Source organism: Kribbella lupini, from assembly GCF_039529595.1.
GTDB lineage: Bacteria > Actinomycetota > Actinomycetes > Propionibacteriales > Kribbellaceae > Kribbella > Kribbella lupini.
The window spans coordinates 2,763,285-2,787,137 of record NZ_BAAANC010000001.1 but is presented as its reverse complement, the minus strand read 5'-3'; the positions used below and the strand labels follow the sequence as shown (position 1 = coordinate 2,787,137).

At 70.1% G+C, this 23,853-nt stretch carries 22 protein-coding genes; 20 read left to right on the top strand and 2 right to left on the bottom strand.

Annotation, left to right across the window (positions count from 1 at the left end):
• Nucleotides 1-313: 313 nt before the first annotated feature.
• The gene (locus ABD235_RS12835) at nucleotides 314-997 is read left to right on the top strand and encodes a glycoside hydrolase family 19 protein (RefSeq protein WP_344173483.1); all 684 of its coding nucleotides are present in this window, start codon (nucleotides 314-316) and stop codon (nucleotides 995-997) included.
• On the opposite strand, the gene ABD235_RS12830 is transcribed toward ABD235_RS12835, so the two are convergent.
• Nucleotides 994-1,677, bottom strand: coding sequence for a class I SAM-dependent methyltransferase (locus ABD235_RS12830; protein ID WP_344173481.1), 684 nt, complete (start codon nucleotides 1,675-1,677; stop codon nucleotides 994-996). The genes ABD235_RS12835 and ABD235_RS12830 overlap by 4 nt on opposite strands.
• Nucleotides 1,678-1,765: 88 nt before the next feature.
• Between ABD235_RS12830 and ABD235_RS12825 the strand changes: the two genes are divergently transcribed.
• From ABD235_RS12825 to ABD235_RS12755, 15 genes are all read left to right on the top strand, one after another.
• Nucleotides 1,766-2,440 carry a GntR family transcriptional regulator gene (locus ABD235_RS12825; protein ID WP_344173479.1) on the top strand — a complete coding sequence of 225 codons (675 nt, stop codon included), beginning with the start codon at nucleotides 1,766-1,768 and terminating at the stop codon, nucleotides 2,438-2,440.
• Nucleotides 2,441-2,710: 270 nt separating this feature from the next.
• Nucleotides 2,711-4,387: an ABC transporter substrate-binding protein gene (locus tag ABD235_RS12820; protein ID WP_344173477.1), complete on the top strand. Its 1,677-nt coding sequence runs from the start codon at nucleotides 2,711-2,713 to the stop codon at nucleotides 4,385-4,387.
• On the top strand, nucleotides 4,387-5,319 hold the full coding sequence (locus ABD235_RS12815) for an ABC transporter permease (protein ID WP_344173475.1): 933 nt from the start codon (nucleotides 4,387-4,389) through the stop codon (nucleotides 5,317-5,319). Before ABD235_RS12820 ends, ABD235_RS12815 begins: the two co-directional genes overlap by 1 nt.
• Nucleotides 5,316-6,257: an ABC transporter permease gene (locus tag ABD235_RS12810; protein ID WP_344173473.1), complete on the top strand. Its 942-nt coding sequence runs from the start codon at nucleotides 5,316-5,318 to the stop codon at nucleotides 6,255-6,257. Before ABD235_RS12815 ends, ABD235_RS12810 begins: the two co-directional genes overlap by 4 nt.
• A complete protein-coding gene (locus ABD235_RS12805) occupies nucleotides 6,254-8,287 on the top strand; it encodes an ABC transporter ATP-binding protein (RefSeq protein ID WP_344173471.1) in 2,034 nt (677 codons plus the stop codon). The genes ABD235_RS12810 and ABD235_RS12805 overlap by 4 nt, the downstream gene beginning before the upstream one ends.
• Before the next feature lie 3 nt (nucleotides 8,288-8,290).
• Nucleotides 8,291-9,229, top strand: a complete 939-nt coding sequence (locus ABD235_RS12800) for an acetamidase/formamidase family protein (RefSeq protein WP_344173469.1) — start codon at nucleotides 8,291-8,293, stop codon at nucleotides 9,227-9,229.
• A complete protein-coding gene (locus ABD235_RS12795) occupies nucleotides 9,226-10,233 on the top strand; it encodes an alpha/beta fold hydrolase (protein WP_344173467.1) in 1,008 nt (335 codons plus the stop codon). The genes ABD235_RS12800 and ABD235_RS12795 overlap by 4 nt, the downstream gene beginning before the upstream one ends.
• Before the next feature lie 12 nt (nucleotides 10,234-10,245).
• Entirely contained in the window at nucleotides 10,246-11,181 is a 936-nt protein-coding gene (locus ABD235_RS12790; RefSeq protein ID WP_344173464.1) for a proline iminopeptidase-family hydrolase, read from the top strand.
• Nucleotides 11,085-11,447, top strand: a complete 363-nt coding sequence (locus tag ABD235_RS12785) for a helix-turn-helix domain-containing protein (protein WP_344173713.1) — start codon at nucleotides 11,085-11,087, stop codon at nucleotides 11,445-11,447. The genes ABD235_RS12790 and ABD235_RS12785 overlap by 97 nt, the downstream gene beginning before the upstream one ends.
• Nucleotides 11,444-11,872 carry a VOC family protein gene (locus tag ABD235_RS12780; protein ID WP_344173462.1) on the top strand — a complete coding sequence of 143 codons (429 nt, stop codon included), beginning with the start codon at nucleotides 11,444-11,446 and terminating at the stop codon, nucleotides 11,870-11,872. Before ABD235_RS12785 ends, ABD235_RS12780 begins: the two co-directional genes overlap by 4 nt.
• A 22-nt stretch (nucleotides 11,873-11,894) precedes the next feature.
• Complete coding sequence (locus ABD235_RS12775; RefSeq protein ID WP_344173460.1) at nucleotides 11,895-12,248, top strand: GntR family transcriptional regulator; 354 nt, start codon at nucleotides 11,895-11,897, stop codon at nucleotides 12,246-12,248.
• A 157-nt stretch (nucleotides 12,249-12,405) separates the two neighbouring features.
• On the top strand, nucleotides 12,406-14,439 hold the full coding sequence (locus tag ABD235_RS12770) for a GxGYxYP domain-containing protein (RefSeq protein WP_344173458.1): 2,034 nt from the start codon (nucleotides 12,406-12,408) through the stop codon (nucleotides 14,437-14,439).
• A 53-nt stretch (nucleotides 14,440-14,492) separates the two neighbouring features.
• Nucleotides 14,493-15,290 carry a GNAT family N-acetyltransferase gene (locus tag ABD235_RS12765; RefSeq protein ID WP_344173456.1) on the top strand — a complete coding sequence of 266 codons (798 nt, stop codon included), beginning with the start codon at nucleotides 14,493-14,495 and terminating at the stop codon, nucleotides 15,288-15,290.
• Between the two features lie 78 nt (nucleotides 15,291-15,368).
• Nucleotides 15,369-17,843 carry an accessory Sec system translocase SecA2 gene (gene secA2, locus ABD235_RS12760; protein WP_344173454.1) on the top strand — a complete coding sequence of 825 codons (2,475 nt, stop codon included), beginning with the start codon at nucleotides 15,369-15,371 and terminating at the stop codon, nucleotides 17,841-17,843.
• A gap of 180 nt (nucleotides 17,844-18,023) precedes the next feature.
• Nucleotides 18,024-19,424 carry a replication-associated recombination protein A gene (locus ABD235_RS12755; protein WP_344173452.1) on the top strand — a complete coding sequence of 467 codons (1,401 nt, stop codon included), beginning with the start codon at nucleotides 18,024-18,026 and terminating at the stop codon, nucleotides 19,422-19,424.
• Here the strand turns inward: ABD235_RS12755 and ABD235_RS12750 are convergent.
• Nucleotides 19,421-19,858, bottom strand: coding sequence for a SitI3 family protein (locus ABD235_RS12750; RefSeq protein ID WP_344173450.1), 438 nt, complete (start codon nucleotides 19,856-19,858; stop codon nucleotides 19,421-19,423). The two genes, ABD235_RS12755 and ABD235_RS12750, sit on opposite strands and share 4 nt — an antisense overlap.
• 53 nt (nucleotides 19,859-19,911) lie before the next feature.
• On the opposite strand from ABD235_RS12750, the gene ABD235_RS12745 reads away from it, so the two are divergent.
• From ABD235_RS12745 to alaS, 4 genes are all read left to right on the top strand, one after another.
• A complete protein-coding gene (locus ABD235_RS12745; protein ID WP_344173448.1) occupies nucleotides 19,912-20,241 on the top strand; it encodes a nuclear transport factor 2 family protein in 330 nt (109 codons plus the stop codon).
• Nucleotides 20,242-20,409: 168 nt separating this feature from the next.
• Nucleotides 20,410-20,829: a DUF948 domain-containing protein gene (locus tag ABD235_RS12740; protein WP_344173446.1), complete on the top strand. Its 420-nt coding sequence runs from the start codon at nucleotides 20,410-20,412 to the stop codon at nucleotides 20,827-20,829.
• Entirely contained in the window at nucleotides 20,826-21,068 is a 243-nt protein-coding gene (locus ABD235_RS12735; RefSeq protein WP_344173444.1) for a DUF6167 family protein, read from the top strand. The genes ABD235_RS12740 and ABD235_RS12735 overlap by 4 nt, the downstream gene beginning before the upstream one ends.
• A 5-nt stretch (nucleotides 21,069-21,073) precedes the next feature.
• Nucleotides 21,074-23,743 carry an alanine--tRNA ligase gene (gene alaS, locus ABD235_RS12730; protein WP_344173442.1) on the top strand — a complete coding sequence of 890 codons (2,670 nt, stop codon included), beginning with the start codon at nucleotides 21,074-21,076 and terminating at the stop codon, nucleotides 23,741-23,743.
• Nucleotides 23,744-23,853: the final 110 nt, after the last annotated feature.

Below are 23,853 nucleotides of genomic sequence, written 5' to 3'. Positions count from 1 at the left end.
AGCCAACTTTTCACGACGCGACGCTCCGTCCGCCCTTCCCGCCCCGGGAGCACGACATGCGCAGATTCCGTCCTCTCCTCACCGCCGCCCTGGCCCTGACCGGCCTGACCGTCGCCGGCCTGGTCACCGCCCTCCCCGCCCACGCCGCCGTCTTCCAGACCTACGGCACCGGCGTGAACGTCCGGGCCGACGCCTCCCTGTCGTCACCGGTCGTCCGCACGCTGCCCGGCCCCACCGCGATCGACGTCGACTGCCAGAAGCTCGGTGACCTGGTCACACCGTCAGCGGCGGCTCCAGCCGGTGGTGGGCCCACGTGCCCGCGCTCGGCGGGTACGTCACGGTCGCCTACGTCGCGATTCCCGAGGACAAGCTGCCCGGGGTCGCCGAGTGCGGCAGCAATCCGAACCCGCCGACCGGCGACATCACGCTGGCCGACGTCCAGGCGATGTTCGGCAGCCGGATCGCGAATCCCTCGCTGGTGCAGACCGGCCTGCCGTCGCTGAACCAGGCGATGCGCGACGCGCAGGTCAACACGCCGTACCGCAAGGCCGCCTTCCTGGCGACGCTCGTGCACGAGTCGCGGCTGGAGTACAACATCCGCGAGATCGGGGACACCCGCCTGTACGGCGGCCGCGGGTACATCCAGCTGACCGGTGACTTCAACTACCGGCCCGCCGGGCAGTGGCTCGGCGTCGACCTGATCGGCAACCCCGAGCTGGCGCGGGACATCCGGTACAGCGCGCAGATCGCCCGCTGGTACTGGACGGTCGCCCGCAACATCAACCCGTACGCCGACCAGCTGAAGATGGGCCGGGTCAACGCGGCGATCGGCTACCCGGCCGGTGCTGAGGACGGGCGACGGTGCGCGACGTTCCAGACGGCCATCGCCTACCTCACCGGCCAGCCGGCGCCCGCCGTCAACTGCAGTCGCACCGGCAAGCTGGCCGAGGACACCAGCCGGCTGACCAGGGCGCAGTTCGACGCCATCGCCGGCTAAAGGAGCTGAGCGGTCAGCCAGGTGTGGTCTGGGGTGAGGTAGTCGACCTTCCCCAGGCCCGCCTCGGCGAGCAGGGCCTCCAGCTGCTCGTCGGTGAAGTTCTGCACCACCACGCGCTGGCTCCACGTGCGGCCTGCGACGGTGTGGGTCATGGTCGCCGCGTCGACGTCGCCCGGCAGGTGCTCGACGTCGGCGATCTCCAGGCGGTGGTCCTCCCGCTCCAGCACGCGCGGCTCGGCGAAGGACGCCCGGTCGTGGCGCTGGAGGACGACGACTCCGTCCGCGCGCACGTCGTGGGTGCAGGTCGCCAGCAGGCGACGGCGTACGGCGTCGTCGGGAGCGTTGATGAGGAACGACATCATCAGCACCACGTCGAAGCGCCGGTCGAGACGGAGGTCCTCGATCGAGCTGCAGACGGTCCCCGCGGTGGTGACGTGGGCCAGCATGTCCGGTGACTCGTCGACGGCAACGACCTGGTGGCCGCGGGCGGTGAGCGGCCGGGTGATCCGGCCGGTGCCGCAGCCCAGCTCGAGGATCTCGGCGTACGTCGGGATCGCGGCGGCGATCACCTCGTCGTCGCCGTGTGCGCCGGCGTCGACGTACAGCTCGACCGGACTGCCGTCCGGCGTGATCGCGCCGGGACCACTGCCGCCTTGCCCGGAACTGCCTCGGATGTCCATGCCGGCCAGCATCGCCGATCGGACGGGGGAGCGGGGAGACTTTCGGCACGGGCCGAAGGTCGATCGGTGCTTCGTATACAGTTCAGCGGTGACCTCGAACCCGGTACTCGTCGGAGACGGCCACCTGCCACTGCGGGACGTCGTCGCGGCGGAGCTGCGCCGGCTGATCCTGGACGGTTCACTGCGTCCCGGCGAGCGACTGGTCGAGGACCGGCTCGCCCAGCAGTTGGGGGTGTCGCGGAACCCGATCCGGGAGGCGATGCGGGTCCTGGAGGCGGAAGGCTTCCTCGACGTGGTGTCGCGGCGCGGGGCGTTCGTGGCCAAGCTGTCGGCTCGTCAGGCCGACGACCTGTTTCACGTCCGGCTCGCCCTGGAGCCACTCGGAGCGCGGCTGGCCGCCTCGGTCGAGGAGCCCGAAACCGCTGCCCTGGAACGGGCCTGGGAGATCCTGGAGTTGGTCCGCGACTCGGGGCCGGGCCAGGATCTCGACGTCCTGTCGACCCTGCACACCGAGTTGCACTCGCTGATCTTCGAGATGACCCGCAACGATTACCTGATCGCGATCGCGATTCCGATGGTCAAGCGGGGGCAGTGGCTGCTCCGGCAGAGCGCTCCTCTGCAGGACCCGGCGGCCTGGACCGAGCACCACGGCCTGATCGAGGCGATCGCGGCCGGCGACGCCGACCTCGCCGAGGCGGCCGCCCGCCATCACGTGCTGAGCGTGCGGAGCACGCTGCGCCCGCGGCTCGACCCCGCCGATTGAGCCACTGATCGCCAAAGCTGTATACGGATTTCCTCCGTAGGTGATAGGCAGGCCCCGCCGATTCTGCGGCCTGCGGCGACCCCTCGCCTGAAATCTGATGGCGCGGCAACGCCGAAGCACCTTGTTTTCAACAGATCTGGCGCTCCGTGGCGGCTGCAGCACCGTCGGAGACGAAATCTGCTCGTGGCGGATCGGAAATACGGGCGTAGCATGTTTCGTATACAACATACGGAACAGCTTCCGTCTGTTCGTCCCCGAGGAGCACCTCCCATGGACCACAACCCCCGTCGCTCCACCACCGCGGCCCTGCGCCGCCCGCTGTCCCGCCGCCGGCTCCTGGGGATGAGCGGCGGCCTGGCCGCCGGTATCGGCCTCGCCCCGGCGCTGTCGGCCTGCAGCGCCGACGACGCCACCACGTCCGCCTCCGTCTCCGCCGGTGGCGGCACGCTCACCATGGGCATCAACGCCACGCCCGACACCCTCGACCCGGGCGCGACCGGCCTGGCGCTGACCCTGCTGATCTCGTTCGCGCTGTTCGACCCGCTGGTCTACTGGCTGCCCGACGGCAAGGGCGGCAGTGCCTTCCACCCCGGGCTGGCCGAGTCCTGGACGATCTCACCGGACGCGTCGGTCTACACCTTCAAGTTGCGCAAGGGCGTGACGTTCCACGACGGCACGCCGTTCAACGCCGCCGCGGTCAAGGCGACGTACGACCACGTGGTCGACCCGCGGACGAAGTCCAAGAGCGGGCTCGGCGCCCTCGGCCCGTACCGCGAGACCAAGGTCATCGACGACTACACCGCGCAGATCGTCTTCAGCGCGCCGAACGCGTCCTTCCTGCACCAGCAGGCGGCCGGGAACTTCGGGATCTCCTCGCCGGCCGCGCTGACCAAGTACGGTCCGACCGGCTTCGGCAACAACCCTGTCGGCACCGGCCCGTTCACCTTCGACAGCTACCAGACCGGCAGCCAGCTCACGTTGCTCAAGAACCCGAAGTACACCTGGGGCCCGAAGGCGCTGGGCGACGGTCCGGCCAAGCTGGACAAGCTGGTCTTCCGGATCGTCACCGACGACAGTGGCCGCTACAACGCGCTGCAGAGCGGCCAGCTGCAGATCGCGATGAACCTGCCGCCGAACAACATCTCCGCCGCGCAGAAGTCCGGCAAGTACGAGCAACTGCTGGTGCCCTCGATCGGTACGCCGCTCGGGATGCCGATCAACGTGGCCAAGCCGCCGACCGACGACCCGCTGGTCCGGCAGGCGATCCTGGCCGCGGTCGACCAGGACGCGATGGTCAAGAGCGTCCTGTACGACGTCTACAAGCCGGCCCACAACGTGCTGACCCCGATCACGCCCGGCTACAGCGAGTCGGCGAGCAAGGTCCACACCTACGACCCGGACAAGGCCGCGGCGCTGCTCGACCGGGCCGGCTGGTCGGTCGGCGACGGCGGCACCCGGACCAAGAACGGGCAGAAGCTTGACCTGAACATCATCCTGTTCAGTGGGGGAGGCCTGGAGCTGCCGACCCAGTTCGTGGTCTCCGAGCTGCAGAAGGTCGGCTTCGCCGCGACCACGTCGGTGCAGCCGTTCGCCACCGCACAGGCGAGCTTCAACTCCGGCGTCCACAACCTCGGCTCGTTCGGCTACTACGGCGCCGATCCGTACCTGCTCAACATCTGGGTCAACTCCGGCGCGATCGAGTCCGGCTTCAACTGGTCGCACTACGACAACCCCGCGGTCGACAAGATGATCGCGACCGCCAACGCCACCGCGGCCGACGCGACCCGCGACCGGCTGTACCAGCAGGTCGGCACCAAGCTGATGCAGGACGCGATGTTCCTGCCGCTGTGGGACGTGGCCGGCGCCTTCACGCTCTCGCCGAAGGTGAAGAACCTGCACCAGACCCTCAACGGCTATCTGGCGTTCCACAGCGCCACCGTCGGCTGATGACGCTGTTCGTCCTGCGCCGGCTCGGCGCCGCGGTGCCGGTCGTGCTGGGCATCACCGTGATCGCGTTCGTCCTCGTGCACGTCGTACCGGGTGATCCCGCCAAAGTGATCCTGTACGGCGCGAACGCCTCGCCCGAGCAGATCGCGGCCCTGCGGCAGCAGCTCGGCCTCGACCTCCCGATCTGGCGCCAGTACGCCGACTTCGCCGGCCAACTGCTGCACGGCAACCTCGGTACCTCGTTCCTGACCCAGAACTCGGTCGCCTTCGAGCTGCTCTCGCGGGCACCGAGCACGCTGGTCCTCACCGCGGCGTCGATGCTGGTCGCGATCCTGATCGGCGTCCCGCTCGGTCTGGTCGCGGGCATGCGGCCCGGCTCGGTGCTCGACACGCTGGCCCGCTGGATCTCCTTCGCGGGCGTCGCCGTCCCGTACTTCTTCCTGGCCCTGCTGCTCGTGCTCGTGTTCAGCGTGAAGCTGCAGTGGTTCTCCGCGATCGACGACGGTACGGCGCGAAGCCTCGTGCTGCCGGCCGTCTCCCTCGGCTGGGGCTACGCCGCGATCCTGACCCGGCTGGTGCGCGGCCGGGTGATCGAGGAACTGCGCAGCGACTACGTGAAGGCGGCCCGCGCTCGCGGCAGCGGCGACGTCCGGGTGCTGCTGCGGCAGGTGCTGCGCAACTCGTCGGTGCCGGCGGTCACCACGATCGGCCTGCAGTTCGGCAACATCCTGACCGGGGCCGCGATCACCGAGGTGATCTTCGGCCGCGCCGGGCTCGGCAGCTTCCTGGCCACCTCGATCACCAGCAAGAACATCCCCGTCGTACAGGGCGCGGTCGTGGTGATCGGTGTCGCCTACGTGCTGATCAATCTCGGCGTCGACCTGCTCGTCGGCGCCATCGACCCCCGCACCCGGCAGGAGGCCCGCGGATGACGACCGATCCGTTGAGCATGACAGTGGCCACGAGGACGCCGCGGCCGGTCGGCATCAAGGGGCTCAAGGCAACCATCGGCCGCGCGGCGCTGCTCGTCGCGGTCCTCCTGCTGGTCGTCCTCCTGGTAGCGCCCGGCCTGCTGGCCCACGTCGACCCGGTCGCCACCAGCGACGCCAACCTGCGGGGCCCCAGCGCCAGTCACCTGTTCGGCACCGACCTGCTCGGCCGCGACATCTTCAGCCGCACCGTGCACGGCGCGCGGCCGGTGCTCCTGGCCAGCCTGCTCGGCGTACTGCTCGCCACGGCGGCCGGGGTCGCCATCGGCGTCCTGGGCGGAGTCGCTCCGCGCCTGGTCAACGCGCTGGTGATGCGGCTGGTCGACGTGTTCCTCGCCCTGCCGGTGCTGCTGATCGCGCTGATCCTGATCGCGACCGCCGGCTCCGGCGTCCGCAGCATCGTGCTCGCGATCGGCGTCGCCTTCACCCCCGGCTTCGCCCGCGTGGTGGAGTCCTCGGTCCGCCGGTTGCGCAGAGCGGAGTACGTCGAAGCCGCGCGGGTCTTCGGATCGACCACCCTGCGCACCTCCTGGCGGCACCTGATCCCCAACCTGCTCACCGAGGTCGTCGTCCTGGGCAGCAGCGCGATCGGGTGGGGAGTGCTGACGGCGACAACGCTCAGCTTCCTCGGCCTGGGCGTCCGGTTGCCCGCGCCCGACTGGGGCAGCGACCTCGCCGCGGGCGCGACGAACCTCGCCGACGCCTGGTGGCTGTCCACCTTCCCCGGCCTGGCGATCATGGCCACGATCCTGCTGGCCAACTTCGCCGGCGACCACCTGATGCGGGTGCTGGACCCGCGCGAGGGCGTCCGCTTCGGCCGCCTCTTCCGTCCGGCCGCCGTACGGCGGTCCGCCACCCGCGACGGAGGGGACGACGCATGAGCCTGCTCGAAGTCACCAACTTGCGGACCGAGATCGACACCCGGCAGGGCACGATCCGGCCGGTCGACGGCGTCAGCTTCTCCGTCGAGGCGGGCCAGACCCTCGGCCTGGTCGGCGAGTCGGGTTGCGGCAAGACGTTGACCGGCCTGTCGATCCTGCGCCTGCTGCCGCCCGGCGGTGCGATCACCGGCGGATCGGTCCGTCTGGACGGCGAGGAGCTGACCGGCCTGGACGAGCCCGCCATGCGCCGGTTGCGGGGGAGCCGGATGGCGATGATCTTCCAGGACCCGATGACCTCGCTGAACCCGGTCCGCACGATCGGCAGCCAGCTGCGCGAGGCGTACCGGATTCACGTCGGTGGCAGCCGGTCGGCCGCCACCGCTCGCGCCACCGACGTACTCGGGCTCGTCGGCATGCCCCGGCCGCGGGAACGCCTGCACGACTACCCGCACCAGCTGTCCGGCGGCATGCGGCAGCGGGTCATGATTGCGCTCGGCCTGATGTGCGAGCCGAAGCTGCTGATCGCCGACGAACCGACCACCGCGCTGGACGTGTCGATCCAGGCCCAGATCCTGACCCTGATCGACGACCTGAAGTCGCAGCTGTCGATGGGCGTGCTGCTGGTCACCCACGACATGGGCGTGATCGCCGAGTACGCCGACCGGGTCGCGGTGATGTACGGCGGCCGCATGGTCGAGCAGGCCGGCGTCCAGGAGCTGTTCGAAGCGCCGAGGCACCGCTACACGAAGGCCCTGCTCGCGGCGATGCCGACGCTGGAGCTGGACCGCGGCGCCGAGCTGGCCACGATTCCCGGTGCTCCGCCGAAGCTGCTGGACCTCGCGCCGCAGTGCCGGTTCGCGCCGCGCTGTGCGTTCGCCCAGGACGACTGCCGCCGTACCGACCCGGCGTTGACAACGGTCGCGCCCGACAGCGATCACCTGCACGCGTGTTTCCACCCGGCGACCGAGCCGGCGGTGCGAACCGAGCCGTCGGTACCGCGTACGGGAGCCGACGAGCCGCGGGGAAGCGAGACGCTGGTCCAGCTCTTCGACGTGCACAAACGCTTCGGGCTCAAGGCGCAACGGCCGTTCGGGCCGCGCCGGGCGGTGCACGCGGTGTCCGGCGTGACGTTGTCGATCGCGGCCGGTGAGACGCTCGGCATCGTGGGGGAGTCGGGCTGCGGCAAGACCACGATCGGGCGGATGCTGGTCGGGCTGGAGCGCCCGAGCAGCGGCTCGGTCACCTTTGACGGCCGTGACCTGTCCGCCCAGAGCCCGGCGGTACGACGCCGTCGCCGGCGGGACCTGCAGATGATGTTCCAGGACTCCGCGGCCGCCCTGGACCCGCGGATGACGGTGGCCGCGCTGATCGAGGAACCGCTGGTCGCGCAGGGCGTCGGCACCCGCCGCGAACGACGCGATACGGTCCGCGAACTGCTGGATGCGGTGGGTCTGCCGCCCGAGGCCGCGCAGCGTTACCCGCACGAGTTCTCCGGTGGACAGCGGCAGCGGATCGCGATGGCCCGCGCGCTGGCCCTGCGCCCGAAGGTGATCGTGGCCGACGAGCCGGTCTCGGCGCTCGACGTGTCGGTCCAGGCGCAGATCCTGAACCTGATGCGCTCGCTGCAGGACCGGTACGGCCAGACGTACGTGGTGATCTCGCACGACCTGTCGCTGCTGAAGTACCTGGCCGACCGGATCGGCGTGATGTACCTGGGCCGGCTCGTCGAGCTCGGCCCGAGCGAGCAGGTGTACGGCGCGCCCCGGCACCCGTACACGGCGGGCCTGATCAAAGCGATCCCGTTGCCCTCGGCCGCGCGGACCGGCGTGGGTCCGGAGAAGTCCGTCGGGCTCGGCGGTGAGCTGCCGTCCGCGATCGATCCGCCCAGCGGTTGCCACTTCCGGACCCGTTGCCCTTTGGCCACCGACCGCTGTGCAGTGGAGGCACCGGCCCTGACCGCCGGCGAAGGTCTGCACGCGGTGGCCTGCCACCACCCCCTGACCACCGAACTCCTGACCCCGGCGAGGTAGCGGATGACCATGCAGGACACCACTCACAGGCTCGATCCGGCTCCCGGTACGACGGTCGACGTGTTCACTGCCGAGCGCGATCCCGTGCTCACCGTCGAGCCGGGCGAGACGATCGTCGTACGGTCGCTGGACGCCTCGGGTTACCTCCAGCCGCAGACGACGCCGGGGGAGAAGCAGCCGACGATGTTCGCCGAGTCGCGGGGGCACTGCCTGACCGGACCGATCGCCGTACGGGGCGCTGAGCCCGGCGATCTGCTGGCGGTGCGGCTCGTCTCGCTGACACCCGACCCGTGGGGCTGGACCGTCGCGGGTGCGCTCGAGTCGCCGATCACCGAGCGGCTCGGCATCACTGGGCAGCCGCCGGCCTGGCTGTTGTGGAATCTCGACGCCGAGGCCGGGTCGGGCAGCTGCAACGGCGGTTTCACCCGCGCGCTGGCGCCGTTCCTCGGGGTGATCGGCGTTGCTCCGCAGGCGACCGGCGAGTTCTCGACCATCCCGCCGCGCGCGGTCGGCGGCGGCAACATCGACTGCAAGGAGCTCGTCGCCGGTTCGACGCTCTACCTTCCGGTCGCCGTCGCCGAGGCGATGCTCAGCCTCGGCGACGGGCACGCGGCCCAGGGCGACGGCGAGGTCGGCGGGACCGCGATCGAGTGCCCGATGACGACCACGCTGACGGTCGACCTGGTCCCCGACGAACCGCCGCTGCGCTCGATCCACGCGGTCACCCCGGCGGGACGGATCACGTTCGGCTTCGATCCCGACCTCGACGTCGCGATGGGCGACGCGCTGGACGCGATGGTGTGCTGGCTGCAGGTGATTCTCGACGTGGACAAGAGCACCGCCCTGGCCCTTGCCAGTACCGCCGTCGACCTGAGGATCACCCAGGTCGCGAACCAGACCTGGGGCGTGCACGCCGTCCTGCCGACCGGAGTCCTGGCATGACGGGTTGGCCGGTGGAGACCGGCGTGTTCGCGCTCGGCGACCTTCCGGTGGAACGCGGCGGCCTCATCCACGACGCCCGGCTGTCCTGGCGGACGTACGGCACGTTGTCGCCCGGCCGGGACAACATGATCGTCTACCCGTGCAGCTACGGCGCGACGCACGAGTCGCAGGAGTGGCTGATCGGGCCGGACGGCGTACTCGATCCGGAGCGATGGTTCGTGGTGATCCCGGACATGTTCGGCAACGGGTTGTCGTCGAGCCCGTCCACGGACCCGGAGTACCCGGCGCTGGTGACGATGGCCGACAACGTGCATGCGCAGTACCGGTTGCTGACGGAAGTGTTCGGGATCGCCGGGCTGCAGGCGGCGTACGGGTTCTCGATGGGGGCCGGGCAGGCCTATCACTGGGCGGCGCTGTACCCGGACTTCGTCGAGCGGGCCGTCGTGGTGTGCGGCAGCGCCCGGACGTCGCTGCACAATCGGGTGTTCCTGTCCGGGCTGCTGCGCATCCTGGAGGCCGCGCCGGAGCACCTCGGCGGCGGTCGGTTCAGGGCCGAACCGGTCGCGGCGAAGAAGGCCTTCGCACACGTGTACGCCGGGTGGGGCCTGAGCCAGGACTTCTACCGCGCCCGCCTGTTCGAGTCGCTCGGGTACACCGATCTGGAGACGTTCCTGCAGGCCGACTGGGTCGACAAGTTCGCGGAGGGACGCGCGGCCGACCAGTACGCCCAGGCGCTCACCTGGCTCGCCGCCGACATCAGTACGCCGTACGGCGGTGACCTGGACGCCGCGCTGGCGGCGATCACGGCCCGCGTACTTCTGGTGCCCTCGGCAACGGATCTGTACTTCCGGACGGCCGACAACGAGCTCGAACTGGCCGCCCTGCGCAAGGCCGAACTGGCCGAGATCCCGAGTGTGTGGGGACACCGGGCCGGCTCGCCCCGCGACATCCCCGAAGACCTCGCCTTCCTGCGCCGGCACGTGCGCAGCTGGCTTGCCGACTGAAAGGTTCCCCGCATGAGCATCATCGAGTCGTCGCCCTACCGCATCCTGCCGCCGACGCTGGACGGGCGAATCCCGTTCGCCGACGGCGAGACCTGGTTCCGCGTGACCGGCGACCTGTCCAGTGGCGTCACGCCGCTGGTCGTCGCCCACGGCGGTCCGGGCGCCACCCACCAGTACCTGTTGTCGCTGACCGCCTTCGCCGATCCGGACGGGCCCGCGCGTCCGGTGGTGCACTACGACCAGGTCGGCTGCGGCAACTCCACCCACCTGCCTGACGCCGATCCGTCGTACTGGACGGTCGAGTTGTTCCTCGCCGAGCTGGAGAACCTGGTGACGCTGCTCGGGATCGCGGACAACTACCACCTGCTCGGCCAGTCGTGGGGAGGCATGCTGGCCGCGGAGCACGCGGTACGGCGTCCGGCCGGGCTGAAGCGGCTCGTCATCGCGAACTCACCGGCCTCGATGCCGTTGTGGCTGGAGGCCGCTGCCTCGTTGCGGGCCGAGCTGCCTCCGGTGATCGACCAGACGCTGCGTGCGCACGAGGAGGCCGGCACGACCGACTCCCCGGCGTACGAGGCAGCGATGACGACGTTCTACGACAGGCACGTCTGCCGCATGGTGCCCAACCCGCCGGAGGTGCGGGCAGCGTTCGCCGCGCTGGCCGAAGACCCGACCGTCTACCACACGATGAACGGGCCGAGCGAGTTCCACGTCGTCGGCAGTCTGCGCGACTGGAGCGTCGTGGACCGGCTGCCGAACATCGACGTCCCGACGCTGGTGGTCTCCGGCGCGTACGACGAGGCGGCGCCGGTCGCGGTGATGCCGTACGTGCAGCTGATCCCGGACGTGCACTGGGAGGTGTTCCAGTATTCCAGCCACATGCCCCACGTCGAGGAGCACAGCCGGTACGTGTCGGTGGTCGAGTCCTTTCTCCGCGGCCGCGACTGACCTCGAAGGCCGGGCTGTGGCACACCAACCTGACGGTGACCGAGGTGTCGGTCATGGTCGGCTACTCCGCGCTCGGCTCGTTCACCCGGCGGTTCACCGAGCTGGTCGGCGTCAGCCCGTCGGAGTACCAGCGCACCCAGACCGGCGCGCGGATCCCGGGGTGCTACGTGTTCATGCTCGGTCTGAGCTCCGCAATTCCGGCGAAGCCGGATCGGCGGCAGGCGCCGTACGGTCGAAGCACCGACGACACCGAGGAGCGCGCGTGATCACCAACGTCCACCTGGTCACCGTCTACGTCAACGATCTCGACGAGGCGAAGGACTTCTACACCAGCACGCTCGGCTTCGTGCTGCGCAACGACATCACGCTCAGTCCCGAGTTCCGCTGGGTGACGGTCTACCAGCGCGACCACCCCGAGCTCGAGCTGGCGCTGATGATCCCCGGCCCGCCGATGGACGAGGAGTCGGCCGCCGCGATCCGCCGGATCATGGCCAAGGGCATGATGCACGGCGTCGGCATCGCCACCGACGACTGCCGCAAGACCTTCGACGAACTGGTCGCCAAGGGCGTCGAGCACATCCAGGAACCGTCGCAACGCCCGTACGGCGTGGAGGCGGTCCTGCGCGACAACTCCGGCAACTGGCTGGTCCTGGTCGAGCAGCACCCGTACGCCGCGGAGGACTTCGCCTGATCGAGGTGGTTGGATCAGCCGGGTGGACATCTCGGTGGATCCGGCCGGCTCCGAGCCGCCGTACGAGCAGGTGAAGAACCAGATCGAGGCACTGATCCGGAACGGGGACCTGGCCCAGGGGACGCGGTTGCCGACCGTCCGTGGGCTCGCGGGCGATCTCGGGCTGGCGACGAACACGATCGCCCGGGCGTACAAGGAGCTGGAGGCGGACCGGCTGGTCCGCACCGAGGGCCGGAACGGGACGTTCGTGCTCGCCTCGCGCAGCCAGGTGGACGACGAGCAGGCCCGGGCCGCGGCGGAGACCTTCGCCCGGGCCGCGCGTCGCGCGGGGTTGAGCCGGTCCGAGGCCGGCCGGCTGCTCGACGAAGCCTGGTAGCCGACCGCGGCGGTCGTCCCAGCCGCTTGAGCCCGCTCGGACGGAAACGATTCCAAAATCTTCCCGGACAACGTTGTCGAGCTCTGTACAGCGTGTGACGCCGTTGTTACTGTCGCCCGCATTTGACAGCGATGTCAGCGACAGGGGAGTGGTCACGATGGTCTCGAGACGAACGTTCCTGGCGGGCAGCGGCGCGGTGGCCGCCGGTGGATTCGGCTGGTTCCAGGCCGGGTCCGCGGCAGCGACCGGGCAGGTCGGCAGCGGTCTGGTGAGCGCTGCGAGCAACACCGGAGGCCGGCGCCTGCTGCCGGCCTTCGCCCGCCCCCACCACCTGCACTACGGCGATGTCAGCAAGCTGAGCGGCGGCGATCAGACCCTGCTCACCACCCTCCAGGGCGTGGTGAACCGCACCCGCCCCGAGCTCTACTTCCTCTACTCACCAGGCGGCACGGACGGCGTCGACGCCCGCTGGCTGCGCAACACCGGCGTACCGACCACCCGGTACGCCGACCCGCTGGACCTGGTCGCGAAGTACAAGCGCCACGTCCGCGGAGCGGTCCTGCACGACCCCGAGGTCCCCGACTCGCTCAACGTCGCGACCACCCTGGCCGGCTTGGAGAACGCGGTCGTCGCCGACGCGGCCCAGGCCAAGGCGCACGGGCTGCGCGTCGTGAAGGACCTGCGCGGGATGTTCGACGACGACCGCGTGAAGACGTACCGCTGGCAGCTCACCAACCTGTTCCCGCGCTGCTCGCACCAACTGCTCGCCGGCCTGCCGCCGACCATGGTCGTGCAGGCCGAGAACGTGACCTGGCGCGAGATCGCCCGCGAGACCCGGCAGATCCGCGACGAGTCCAACCGCGGCACGTTCACCCTCGACGTCTCGCCGGCGCTCGGCCAGGGCACCGTGTTCGTGCGCTTCCAGGACTCCTTCGGCGACGACGGCTGGGGCCCGTCGGTGCTGTCGGTCACCGCGAAGGCGAACGGCGTGACGATCGCCACCTTCGCACCCGGCACCCCCGAGGAGGCGCCGTACCTGTTCGACGGCCTGAACTCCTCGATCGGTGCCGCAGGCAACCGTTTCGCCGACGGCGGCGGCTACTTCATCTACCAGTTCACCCCACCCGCCGGTACGACGAACCTGACCGTCACCGTCGAGATGTGGAACCAGTACCTGGTCACCGCCACCGACACCGCGCCGACCCGGGTCGAGCCGTTCCCGTACTTCCGCGACTACGTCGTCGCCACCAGGTCGCTGGTCAGCTGGCTCCCGCCGAACGGGCCGACCGGCGATCTCCTGCGCGAGCACTTCAGCAAGGTCGGCCCGACCACGCCGTACGCCGGCTGGTTCGCGAACGACGTCGCGGGGGAGTGGAGCGGGGTCGACCTGGCCGCGCAGGGCGGTTCCGAAGTGCTGCCGGCCGACTTCTACATGAACGGCACGGTCCACTCCGGCGTCGCCGCGCCGATCTCGGACAAGGTCAGGAAGTTCACGCCGATCACGCCGCGGAAGAAGATCTACGTGACGCTGACCTTCGGCGAGGGTGACAACGTCCAGTACTGCCAGCGGCACATGCGCGACCTGTGGGACGACCCGCGCCGCGGCGACGCCCCGGCGAACTGGACCGTCAGCCCGCTGCTGGCCGACATCGGCCCGGGCATCCTGAGCCACTACCAGCGCACCGCGACCAAGAACGACCTGCTGGTCTGCGGCCCGTCCGGCGCCGGCTACACCTACCCCGGAGCGTGGCCGGCGGACCAGATGGAGGCGTACCTCAAGCTCTCCGGGACCTATGTACGCCGTACCGGCATGGACCTCGTCTACGCCTACAACCATCGCGAAGGCGACGCGTGGGTGCCGTTCTCGGAGGCGATCGGCCGCGCGTACGCCGAGCACACCCAGATCCGCGGCATCATCCAGTCCTGGGAGAAGGGCGACCTGCTCGTCCGCCGGGGAGGCCTGCCGGTGATCGGCAACTTCTCCCCGCCCGGCAAGGCGGCCGAGTACAAGGCGGCTCTCGACGAGCACACCAAGGCGTGGACCGGTGACGCACCACTGTTCATCGCCGGTGCGATCAACGCGTGGAACTGGACCCCGACCGACGTCGCCGAGCTCGCCGAGCTGCTCACCGCGCCGTACGAGCTGGTCCTCGGCAACGTCTTCTTCGACGCGCTGAACAAGGTCCTCTAGCCGCGGACTAATAGGGATGACGGGTGACACCACGGCGAGGAAGATGAGGCTCGATGAAAACTTCCGCTGAGCTTCTCGACGTCTTCCATCGCCGCATCCGTCTGCCCGACGCGGACACCATCCCGGGCTGGAAGGTCGAGCACGACGGCCTCGTCCATCGGTCGTACGCCGAAGGCCCGGGTGGCGGCGGCTTCGTCGAGACCCCGCGTGGCCTGGGCGACGACCCGGACGCCGTGATCGAGCGCGAGCTGGCGTTCTTCCGCGAGCGCGGTCTGGCGTTCGAGTGGAAGACCTACGCGTACGACGAACCGGCCGACCTCGGCGAGCGGCTGGTCCGGCACGGGTTCACCGCCGAGGACCCGGAGACGCTGATCCTCGGCGACGTCGAGACGATCCTGCAGCGCCCGCTGACGCTGCCGTCGAAGGTGGTGATCCGCGACGTCGAGGCGGCGGCGGACTTCCACCGGATCGCCGTGCTGACCGACACGCTGTGGCACAACGGGATGGAGCGGATCGAGGAGCAGCTGGCCGGCGAGGCGCGGATGTTCCCCGACCGGCTGGTGGTCAGCGTGGTGGAGAACGCGCTGGATTCTGTTGGGCCGGTGTTGACGTCCGGATGGATCCGGTTCCACCCCGGGACGGGGTTCGCGAGTCTGTGGGGCGGCGGGACGCTGCCGGAGTGGCGGCGGCGCGGGCTGTACTCGGCGATGCTGGTCCACCGGGCCCGGATCGCTCGCGAGCGTGGGTACGAGTACCTCCGCGTCGACGCCTCGCCGGACTCCAGCCCGATTCTGCAGAAGCTGGGGCTGCACGCGGTGACCACCACCACGCCGTACACCTGGACTCCCTGACAGGCCGGCTGGTCCTCGCGCGGTAACACGCGGGTCGCCGTACGGAACGACCGGGTCACGTTGTACGTTGCGGAGATCATGGCTCTGAAACTCACCTCGCGCTTCCGCCGGCTCCTGCAGCGCCCCGGCTCGATCGACCTCGGCCCGTACGAGAAGCTGACCACCGCGGTCGGTGAGGCGGGCGAGTCCTCCAAGGGCCTCACCGACGAGGAGCTGACCGAGGTCGTCGCCGAGATGCGGACCGAGGGCGGCCTGGACGAGGACGGGCTGATCGAGTTCCTGGCGCTGGCCCGCGAGGCCGGCGAGCGCGCGCTCGGCGAGCGGGCCTTCGACGGCCAGATCGTCGGCGCGCTGGCGCTGCTGCAGGGTCGCGTCGTCGAGATGGCGACCGGTGAGGGCAAGACCCTGGCCGGCGCCTTCGCCGCCGCCGGGTACGCGATCGGTGGCCGCAAGGTGCACGTGCTCGCGGTCAACGACTACCTGGCCGAGCGCGACGCGGAGTGGATGGAGCCGCTGTACAAGCTGCTCGGCGTCACGGTGAGCCACGTCGGGCAGGCCTCGACGCCCGAGGAGCGGCGCGCGGCGTACCAGGCCGAGGTCTGCTACGCGCCGGTGAGCGAGGTCGGGTTCGATGTCCTGCGCGACCGGCTGGTCGCCGACGTCGCGGACCGGGTGTCCGCGGAGCCGGACGTGGCCCTGGTCGACGAGGCCGACTCGGTGCTGATCGACGAGGCCCGGGTGCCGCTGGTGCTGGCCGGTGCGACCCGGTCCGAGGAGCTTGACGACGACGTCGTCCAGCTGGTCCGGACGCTGCGCGCGGGTGTCGACTACGAGATCGACGGCGACGGCCGGTCGGTCGCGTTGACCGACAAGGGCACCGACACCGTCGAGGAGCACCTCGGTGGCATCGACCTGTACGACGACGCGAACCTGGACAAGATGACCCAGGTCAACGTCGCGCTGCACGCCGAAGTGCTGCTGCGCAGGGACGTCGACTACCTGGTCCGCGACGGCAAGGTCCACCTGATCAACAACAGCCGCGGCCGGATCGCCAAGCTGCAACGCTGGCCCGACGGGCTGCAGGCCGCGGTCGAGGCGAAGGAGGCCGTGCCGGTCAGCGAGAGCGGCGAGGTGCTCGACAGCATCACCGTCCAGGCGCTGATCAAGCGGTACCCGAAGCTGTGCGGCATGACCGGTACGGCGGTCGTCGTCGGCGAGCAGCTGCAGGAGTTCTACGACGTCGAGGTCGCGGTCGTCCCGCCGAACAAGCCGAACATCCGGATCGACGAGGCCGACCGGCTGTACCTGACCGTCGACCAGAAGAACAAGGCGCTGGTCGCGCACATCAAGGAGGTCCACGAGACCGGGCGGCCGATCCTGATCGGCACGCACAGCGTCGAGGAGTCCGAGCAGCTCAGCGACCAGCTCGAGGCCGCGGACGTGCCGCACGTCGTGCTGAACGCGAAGAACGACGCCGAGGAGGCCGCGATCGTCGCCGAGGCGGGCGTGCCGGAGACGGTGACCGTGTCGACGCAGATGGCCGGCCGCGGTACGGACATCCGGCTGGGTGGTCGCGACGGGTCGAACGGGCGCGAGCGGGCCGCCGAGCTGGGAGGTCTGTACGTGGTCGGCACCGGTCTGCACGCCTCGCGGCGGCTGGACGACCAGCTGCGCGGCCGTGCCGGGCGGCAGGGTGACCCGGGCGGGTCGGTGTTCTTCGCGAGCCTGGCCGACGAGCTGGTCACGCGGTACTCGATCACCTCGGGGCTGCGGCCGTCGCCGGACAAGGAGGGCCGGCTGACGGACCGGAAGGCGATCGGCACGCTCGAGCACGCGCAGCGCGTCGCCGACGGTGCGAACGCGGAGCTGCTCCGGACGACGTGGTCGTACAGCCGGCTCACCGAGCAGCAGCGCGCGATCGTGCTGGACACCCGGGAGAAGGTGCTGGTCTCGGACCTCGCCGCCGAGAAGCTCGCCGCCGCGTCGAAGGAGCGTTGGGACGAGCTCGTCGAGGCGCACGACGAGTCCGTGGTGAAGGACGCCGCTCGCCGGATCGCCCTGCACCACCTCGACCGCCGCTGGACCGACCACGTCGCGTACCTGGCCGACCTCCGCGAAGGCATCCACCTGCGCTCGCTGGCCGGCGGCATCGTGCACCAGAAGCCGATCGACGAGTTCAACAAGCTGGCGATCGAGTCGTTCAGGACCCTGGTCGACGACGCCTGGACCGACGCCGCCGAGTCGCTGGCCGGTGCCGAGATCGGCGAGTCCGGCCTCGACGAGGAGAAGACCGGCGTACCGCGCCCGACCGCGACGTGGACGTACCTGGTCAACGACAACCCCTTCGGCACCGAGGCCGACCGGATCCTCGGCCGCCTCCGCAACGCCGTCAAGGGCGACGAGCTGGTCACCGTCGAGGACGACACCCCCGTCGAGCTCGACGAGGACGACCTGCCCGAGGAGCTCCGCGACCTCGACGAGGACGAGCTCGCCGACGAGCTGCCGGAGGAGCTCCGCGAGGCGGACGAGGACGAAGACGAGAAGAGGAAGTAGCTAGGCCTACTGGCCGTTCCTGCCCCCGATGGTTGGGCATCGGAGTGGGGGTTTGAACAGGAAATCGGGTCCTCGGACAGGCTATTTCTTGTCCGAGGTCGCGGTTTGGTGTTCAAGGTGCCGGGTTCGGGACGGCGCCCGGTACGGCGGCGTGTCGGTGGGCGTAGGTAGGCTCGACGGGTGACCGAAGGCCTGTTCGATCTTCCTGGTGCTCCTGCTCCCGCGCGTGGGGGTGGGAGTCTGGCGGACGCCGATCACACGTCGGCGCCGCTGGCGGTGCGGATGCGGCCTCGGAGTCTGGACGAGCTGGTCGGGCAGCAGCATCTGCTGGCGCCGGGGTCGCCGTTGCGGCGGTTGGTCGAGGGCGACCAGCCGATGTCCCTCCTGCTGTGGGGTCCGCCGGGGACCGGCAAGACGACGATCGCCGCGGTGGTCTCGCACCAGACGAACCGGAAGTTCGTCGAGCTGTCGGCGGTGACGGCAGGGGTGAAGGACGTCCGGCAGGTGATCGACGCCGCTCGGCGGGAGTTGTCGCGGCCGGGTGGGGCGGTCGAGACCGTGCTGTTCATCGACGAGGTCCACCGGTTCACGAAGGCCCAGCAGGACGCGTTGCTGCCGGGCGTGGAGAACCGGTGGGTCACGCTGGTCGCCGCCACGACGGAGAACCCGTTCTTCTCGGTGATCTCGCCGCTGCTGTCGCGCTCGTTGCTGCTGACGCTGGAGTCGCTCACCGACGACGACATCGCCGTACTGCTCGATCGCGCGCTGGTCGACGAGCGCGGCCTGAACGGCGAGTTCGAGCTGGCCGCGGACGCGAAGGACCACCTGCTGCGGATGGCCGGCGGGGACGCGCGGCGTGCGTTGACGTACTTGGAGGCGGCGGCCGGGGGAGCGAAGGCCAAGGCTTCAGCTGAAGGCGAAGATGCTGACGCAACGCCGTCCGCCGTACTGATCGATCTGAAGACCCTGGAGACCGCCGTCGACCGGGCGGCCGTGCGGTACGACCGGGCCGGCGATCAGCACTACGACGTCACCTCCGCGATGATCAAGTCGATCCGGGGCTCGGACGTCGACGCGGCGATGCACTACCTGGCGCGGATGGTCGAGGCCGGCGAGGATCCGCGGTTCATCGCCCGCCGCCTGGTGATCTCGGCGAGCGAGGACATCGGCATGGGCGACCCGACGGCGCTCGGGGTCGCGATCGCGGCGGCCGAGGCGGTGCAGCTGATCGGCATGCCGGAGGCGCGGATCAACCTCGCGCAGGCCGTCGTCGCGCTCGCGCTCGCGCCGAAGTCGAACGCGGTGATCACGGCGATCGACGCGGCGATCGCCGACGTGAAGGCCGGCAAGGTCGGCCCGGTCCCGCCTCACCTGCGCGACGCGCACTACGCCGGCGCGAAGAAGCTCGGCCACGGTTCGGCGTACAAGTACTCGCACAACGACCCCCGCGGAGTCGTCCCGCAGCAGTACGCGCCGGACGTCGTCGACCAGGTCGACTACTACCAACCCACCCGCCGCGGCGGCGAAGCCGCGTACGCCGACCGCGTCGCCGCGATCCGCAAGATCCTCCGCGACCGCTAGTCCCCGGGGTAGGGCATCGGGCGGCGCTCGTACGGCGACGGTAGCTGCGCCAGCAGTTCAGGCGTCCAGAAGAACGTCTCGCTGACCGTCAGCTCCCGGCCTCGGCGCAGCAGCAGGATCCGCTCGAAGTCCTGCTGCAGGACGGCGTCCCCGGTCTGCGCAGCGAGCAGTACGACGACGAGCCGCACCATCTCGGCGTTCTGGACCTCGAAGTCCGCGAACTTGTCGAACCGGAAACCGACCGAGATCTCCGGCTCCTCCAGGACGAGGTCGGCCCTCCCGTCGAAACGCACGGTGACCAACAACCCGCCGGCGCTCTTGTACGCCGAGACCGGCGCCTCCCATGCGACCCGCGTCAGTGGCGGAACGAGCAGCGCGCCGATGGCTTCCGGGGCCGTCGTACTGCACAGCTGCAGGTAGTACTCGATCGCCACCCGACCGACTGTAAGCCGCCCCCAGGCCACGCCGATCAAGTCCACACTGGGGCATGGACAACTCACGAGGCCGGAGCGTGGCCGAGCACGTCGAGGCCTTCAACGAAGCCGTCACCAGCGGCGACTGGGAGACCTTCTCCCACCGCTTCGCCGACGACGCGACGATGGCGTTCACCAACGTTCCGGCCGGTCCGTTCCACGGCCGCGAGGCGATCGCCGAGGGCTACCGCACGAACCCGCCCACCGAAACCATGCGCCTGCTCGACACCACGCACGACGACGGCACCGCCCGTTTCGCCTGGGCTTCCGGTGCGACCGGCACGATGCAGTTCGCCTGGGATTCCGAGGGAAAGGTCCGGCAGCTCACCGTCACGTTCGACTGAGGCCCACCACGCGATGATCGACCGCCGCCAGTTGTCCACAGCAGGCGAACAGCCGAGTTGGTGAGGGACTGTGATCTGGGGGATGGTGTCCTGGAGCGGAGTGCGGTAGGGCCGCGCGATAAGGTCGGGCGGTCCACGTGGTCGCAACGGGAAGGTGGATCGTTTCCAATGAGCGTCGGTGAAGTCGCGGGGCTGATAGCAGCCTGCGCACTGCTCGTCCTGGTCGGCCTGCTGGCCTACCCGATCCTGAAGCTGGGCAAGGTGCTCGACGAGACCCGGCTGATGGTGAAGGGCGTGTCCGACTCCAGCATCCCGTTGCTCGGCGAGGTCACCGAGACCGTCGCGACGACCAACGCGCAGCTGGCCAAGGTGGACACGATCACCGACAACGCGACCACCGTGACGACCAACGCGGCGGCGCTGACGTCGTTGTTCGCGGCGACCGCCGGCGGTCCGCTGGTGAAGGCGGCCGCGTTCACGTACGGCGTGCGCAAGGCGCTCGGCGACAGCCAGCGCCGCGACGTGGCCCGCCGGGTGAAGGACGACATGAAGGCCGAGCGCAAGGCGCGCAAGCGAGGTGACCTGTGATCAAGCGGATCCTGTGGTTCGTGATCGGCACCGCCGTCGGCGTCTACGCCGTGACCCGGCTGAAGAAGCGGGCCCAGGTGCTCGCGCCGGAGAGCCTGCAGGCCTCGGCGGACAAGATGGCCAGCGCGATCCGGCACTTCGGCGACGAGGTCCGGGCCGGGATGGCCGAGCGGGAGACCGAGCTGCGCGACGCGCTCGGTATCGACACAGCAGCACACGATCGTGAGGGCGACCGGTAACACCCATGGAAACCAGTGAGATCAGGCGGCGGTTCCTGCAGTTCTTCGAGGACCGGGGCCACACCGTGGTGCCGAGCGCGCCGTTGCCGTCCCCGGACCCGAACCTGCTGTTCAACGTGGCCGGGATGGCCCAGTTCGTGCCGTACTTCGTCGGCCAGCAGACGCCGCCGTACGCGCGGGCGACCAGTGTGCAGAAGTGTGTCCGGACCCTCGACATCGAGGAGGTCGGCAAGACCACCCGGCACGGCACGTTCTTCCAGATGAACGGCAACTTCTCCTTCGGCGACTACTTCAAGGAAGAAGCCGTCCAGTTCGCCTGGGAGCTGGTCACCAAGCCGCAGAGCGAAGGCGGCTACGGCTTCGACGAGTCGGTCCTGTACGCCTCGGTGTACTACGAGGACGACGAGGCGATCGACATCTGGAAGCGGGTCGCCGGGCTGCCCGACGACCGGATCGTCCGGCTCGGCATGAAGGACAACTTCTGGTCGATGGGCATCCCGGGCCCGTGCGGCCCGTGCTCGGAGATCCTGATCGACCGCGGCCCGCAGTTCGGCGCCGACCGGGACTGGGAGGCGGGCGACCGCTACCTGGAGTTCTGGAACCTGGTCTTCATGCAGAACATCCGCGGCGAGGGCGGCGGCAAGGACGGTTACCCGATCCTCGGTGAGCTGCCGAAGAAGAACATCGACACCGGCCTGGGCCTGGAGCGGGTCGCGTTCCTGCTGCAGGGCGTCGACAACATGTACGAGATCGACGAGATCTTCCCGGTGATCGAGAAGGCGTCGGAGCTGAGCGGCCGCAAGTACGGGTCCGAGCAGGTCGACGACGTCCGCTTCCGCGTGGTTGCCGACCACGTCCGCAGCGCGCTGATGCTGATCGGCGACGGCGTCACCCCGGGCAACGAGCAGGGCGGCTACGTCCTGCGCCGCCTGCTGCGCCGCGCGATCCGTTCGATGCGCCTGCTGGGCTACGAGGACCCGAGCCTGGTCGAGCTGCTCCCGGTCAGCCTGCAGCAGATGAAGAAGTCGTACCCCGAGCTGGAGGCCGACTTCGGCCGGATCAGCCAGGTCGCGTACGCCGAGGAGGAGGCGTTCCGCCGGACCCTCACGGCCGGTACGACGATCTTCGACGTCGCCGTCCGCGAGACCAAGGCCGGCGGCGCGCACCAGCTCGAGGGCGCGAAGGCGTTCCAGCTGCACGACACGTACGGCTTCCCGATCGACCTGACCGTCGAGATGGCCGCCGAGCAGGGCCTGAACGTCGACACCGAGGGCTTCCGCTCGCTGATGAAGGAGCAGCGCGAGCGGGCCAAGGCCGACGCCCGGGCGAAGAAGGCCGGCCACGCCGACACCTCGGGCTACCGCGAGCTGCGCGAGTCCGGGACGACCGAGTTCACCGGCTACACCGAGCTGGCGACCGACTCGCGGGTTCGCGGACTGCTGCGCGAAGGCGTCGTGGCGAACGCGGCCGAGCAGGGCGAAACCGTCGAGGTCGTGCTGGAGAAGACCCCGTTCTACGCCGAGTCCGGTGGTCAGATCGCCGACGAGGGCCTGATCGTCGCCGACGGCGTGAAGCTGAAGGTGCTCGACGTCCAGCGGCCGGTGAAGGGCCTGATCGTGCACCGCGTCGAGGTGCTCGAAGGTGTCCTCCAGCCGGGCATGGACGTGCACGCGCAGGTCGACCACGACTGGCGGATCCAGGCCTGCCAGGCGCACTCGGGCACGCACGTCGTGCACGCCGCCCTGCGGCAGGTGCTCGGCCCGAACGCGCTGCAGAGCGGTTCGTACAACAAGCCCGGCTACCTGCGGCTCGACTTCGCGTGGTCGTCGGCGCTGGACCAGGCGACCCGCTCGGAGATCGAGGAGGTCGCGAACCTCGCGGTTCGGCAGGACCTCGCGGTCTCCGCGCAGTACATGACACTCCCCGAGGCCCGCGAGTGGGGCGCGCTGGCCCTGTTCGGCGAGACGTACGACGAGCAGGTGCGCGTCGTCGAGATCGGCGGCCCCTGGTCGCGCGAGCTCTGTGGTGGCACGCACGTGAAGCACTCCTCGCAGGTCGGCGCGCTGACCGTGACGAGCGAGTCGTCGGTCGGTGCGGGGGTGCGCCGGATCGAGGCCTTCGTCGGCATGGACGCGCTGCACTACCTGGGCCGTGAGCGGTCGCTGGTCCGGCTGCTCAGCGAGAACCTGAAGACCCGTCCCGAGGAGCTCCCGGCCAAGGTCGCCGACCTGGCCGAGCGGCTGCGGGCGGCGGAGAAGGAGCTGGAGAAGGTCCGCGCCGGTCAGGTGCTGGCGGCCGCGGGTGACCTGGCGAAGAGCCCGAAGGACGTCTTCGGCGTCGCCTTCGTCGGAGCCCGTACGCCGGACGGCGTCGGCGGTGGCGACCTGCGCAAGCTGGCGCTGGACGTTCGCGGCCGGATGCCGGCCGACAAGCCGGCCGTGGTCGCGCTGGTCGGCGTGAACGACGGGAAGCCGGCCGTCGTGGTCGCGCTGAACGACGTCGCCCGCGAGTGGCGGCTCAAGGCCGGCGACCTGGTCCGGGTCGCCGCCGAGCAGCTCGGTGGCCGTGGCGGCGGCAAGGACGACGTCGCCCAGGGTGGCGGGACCGACCCGGCCGGTGCCGACAAGGCGCTGTCCGCGGTCGAGCACGCCGTCGGCCAGCTGGTCACGGGTTAGGACGCACGATGAGGAGGTCGTCGACCGCCACGCCCGGGTCGGCGACCCCCGTACGCCGTACGCCGCGCGCCGCCGGCTCGGAGATCACCGCGCCGGATTCCAGCGGCCGG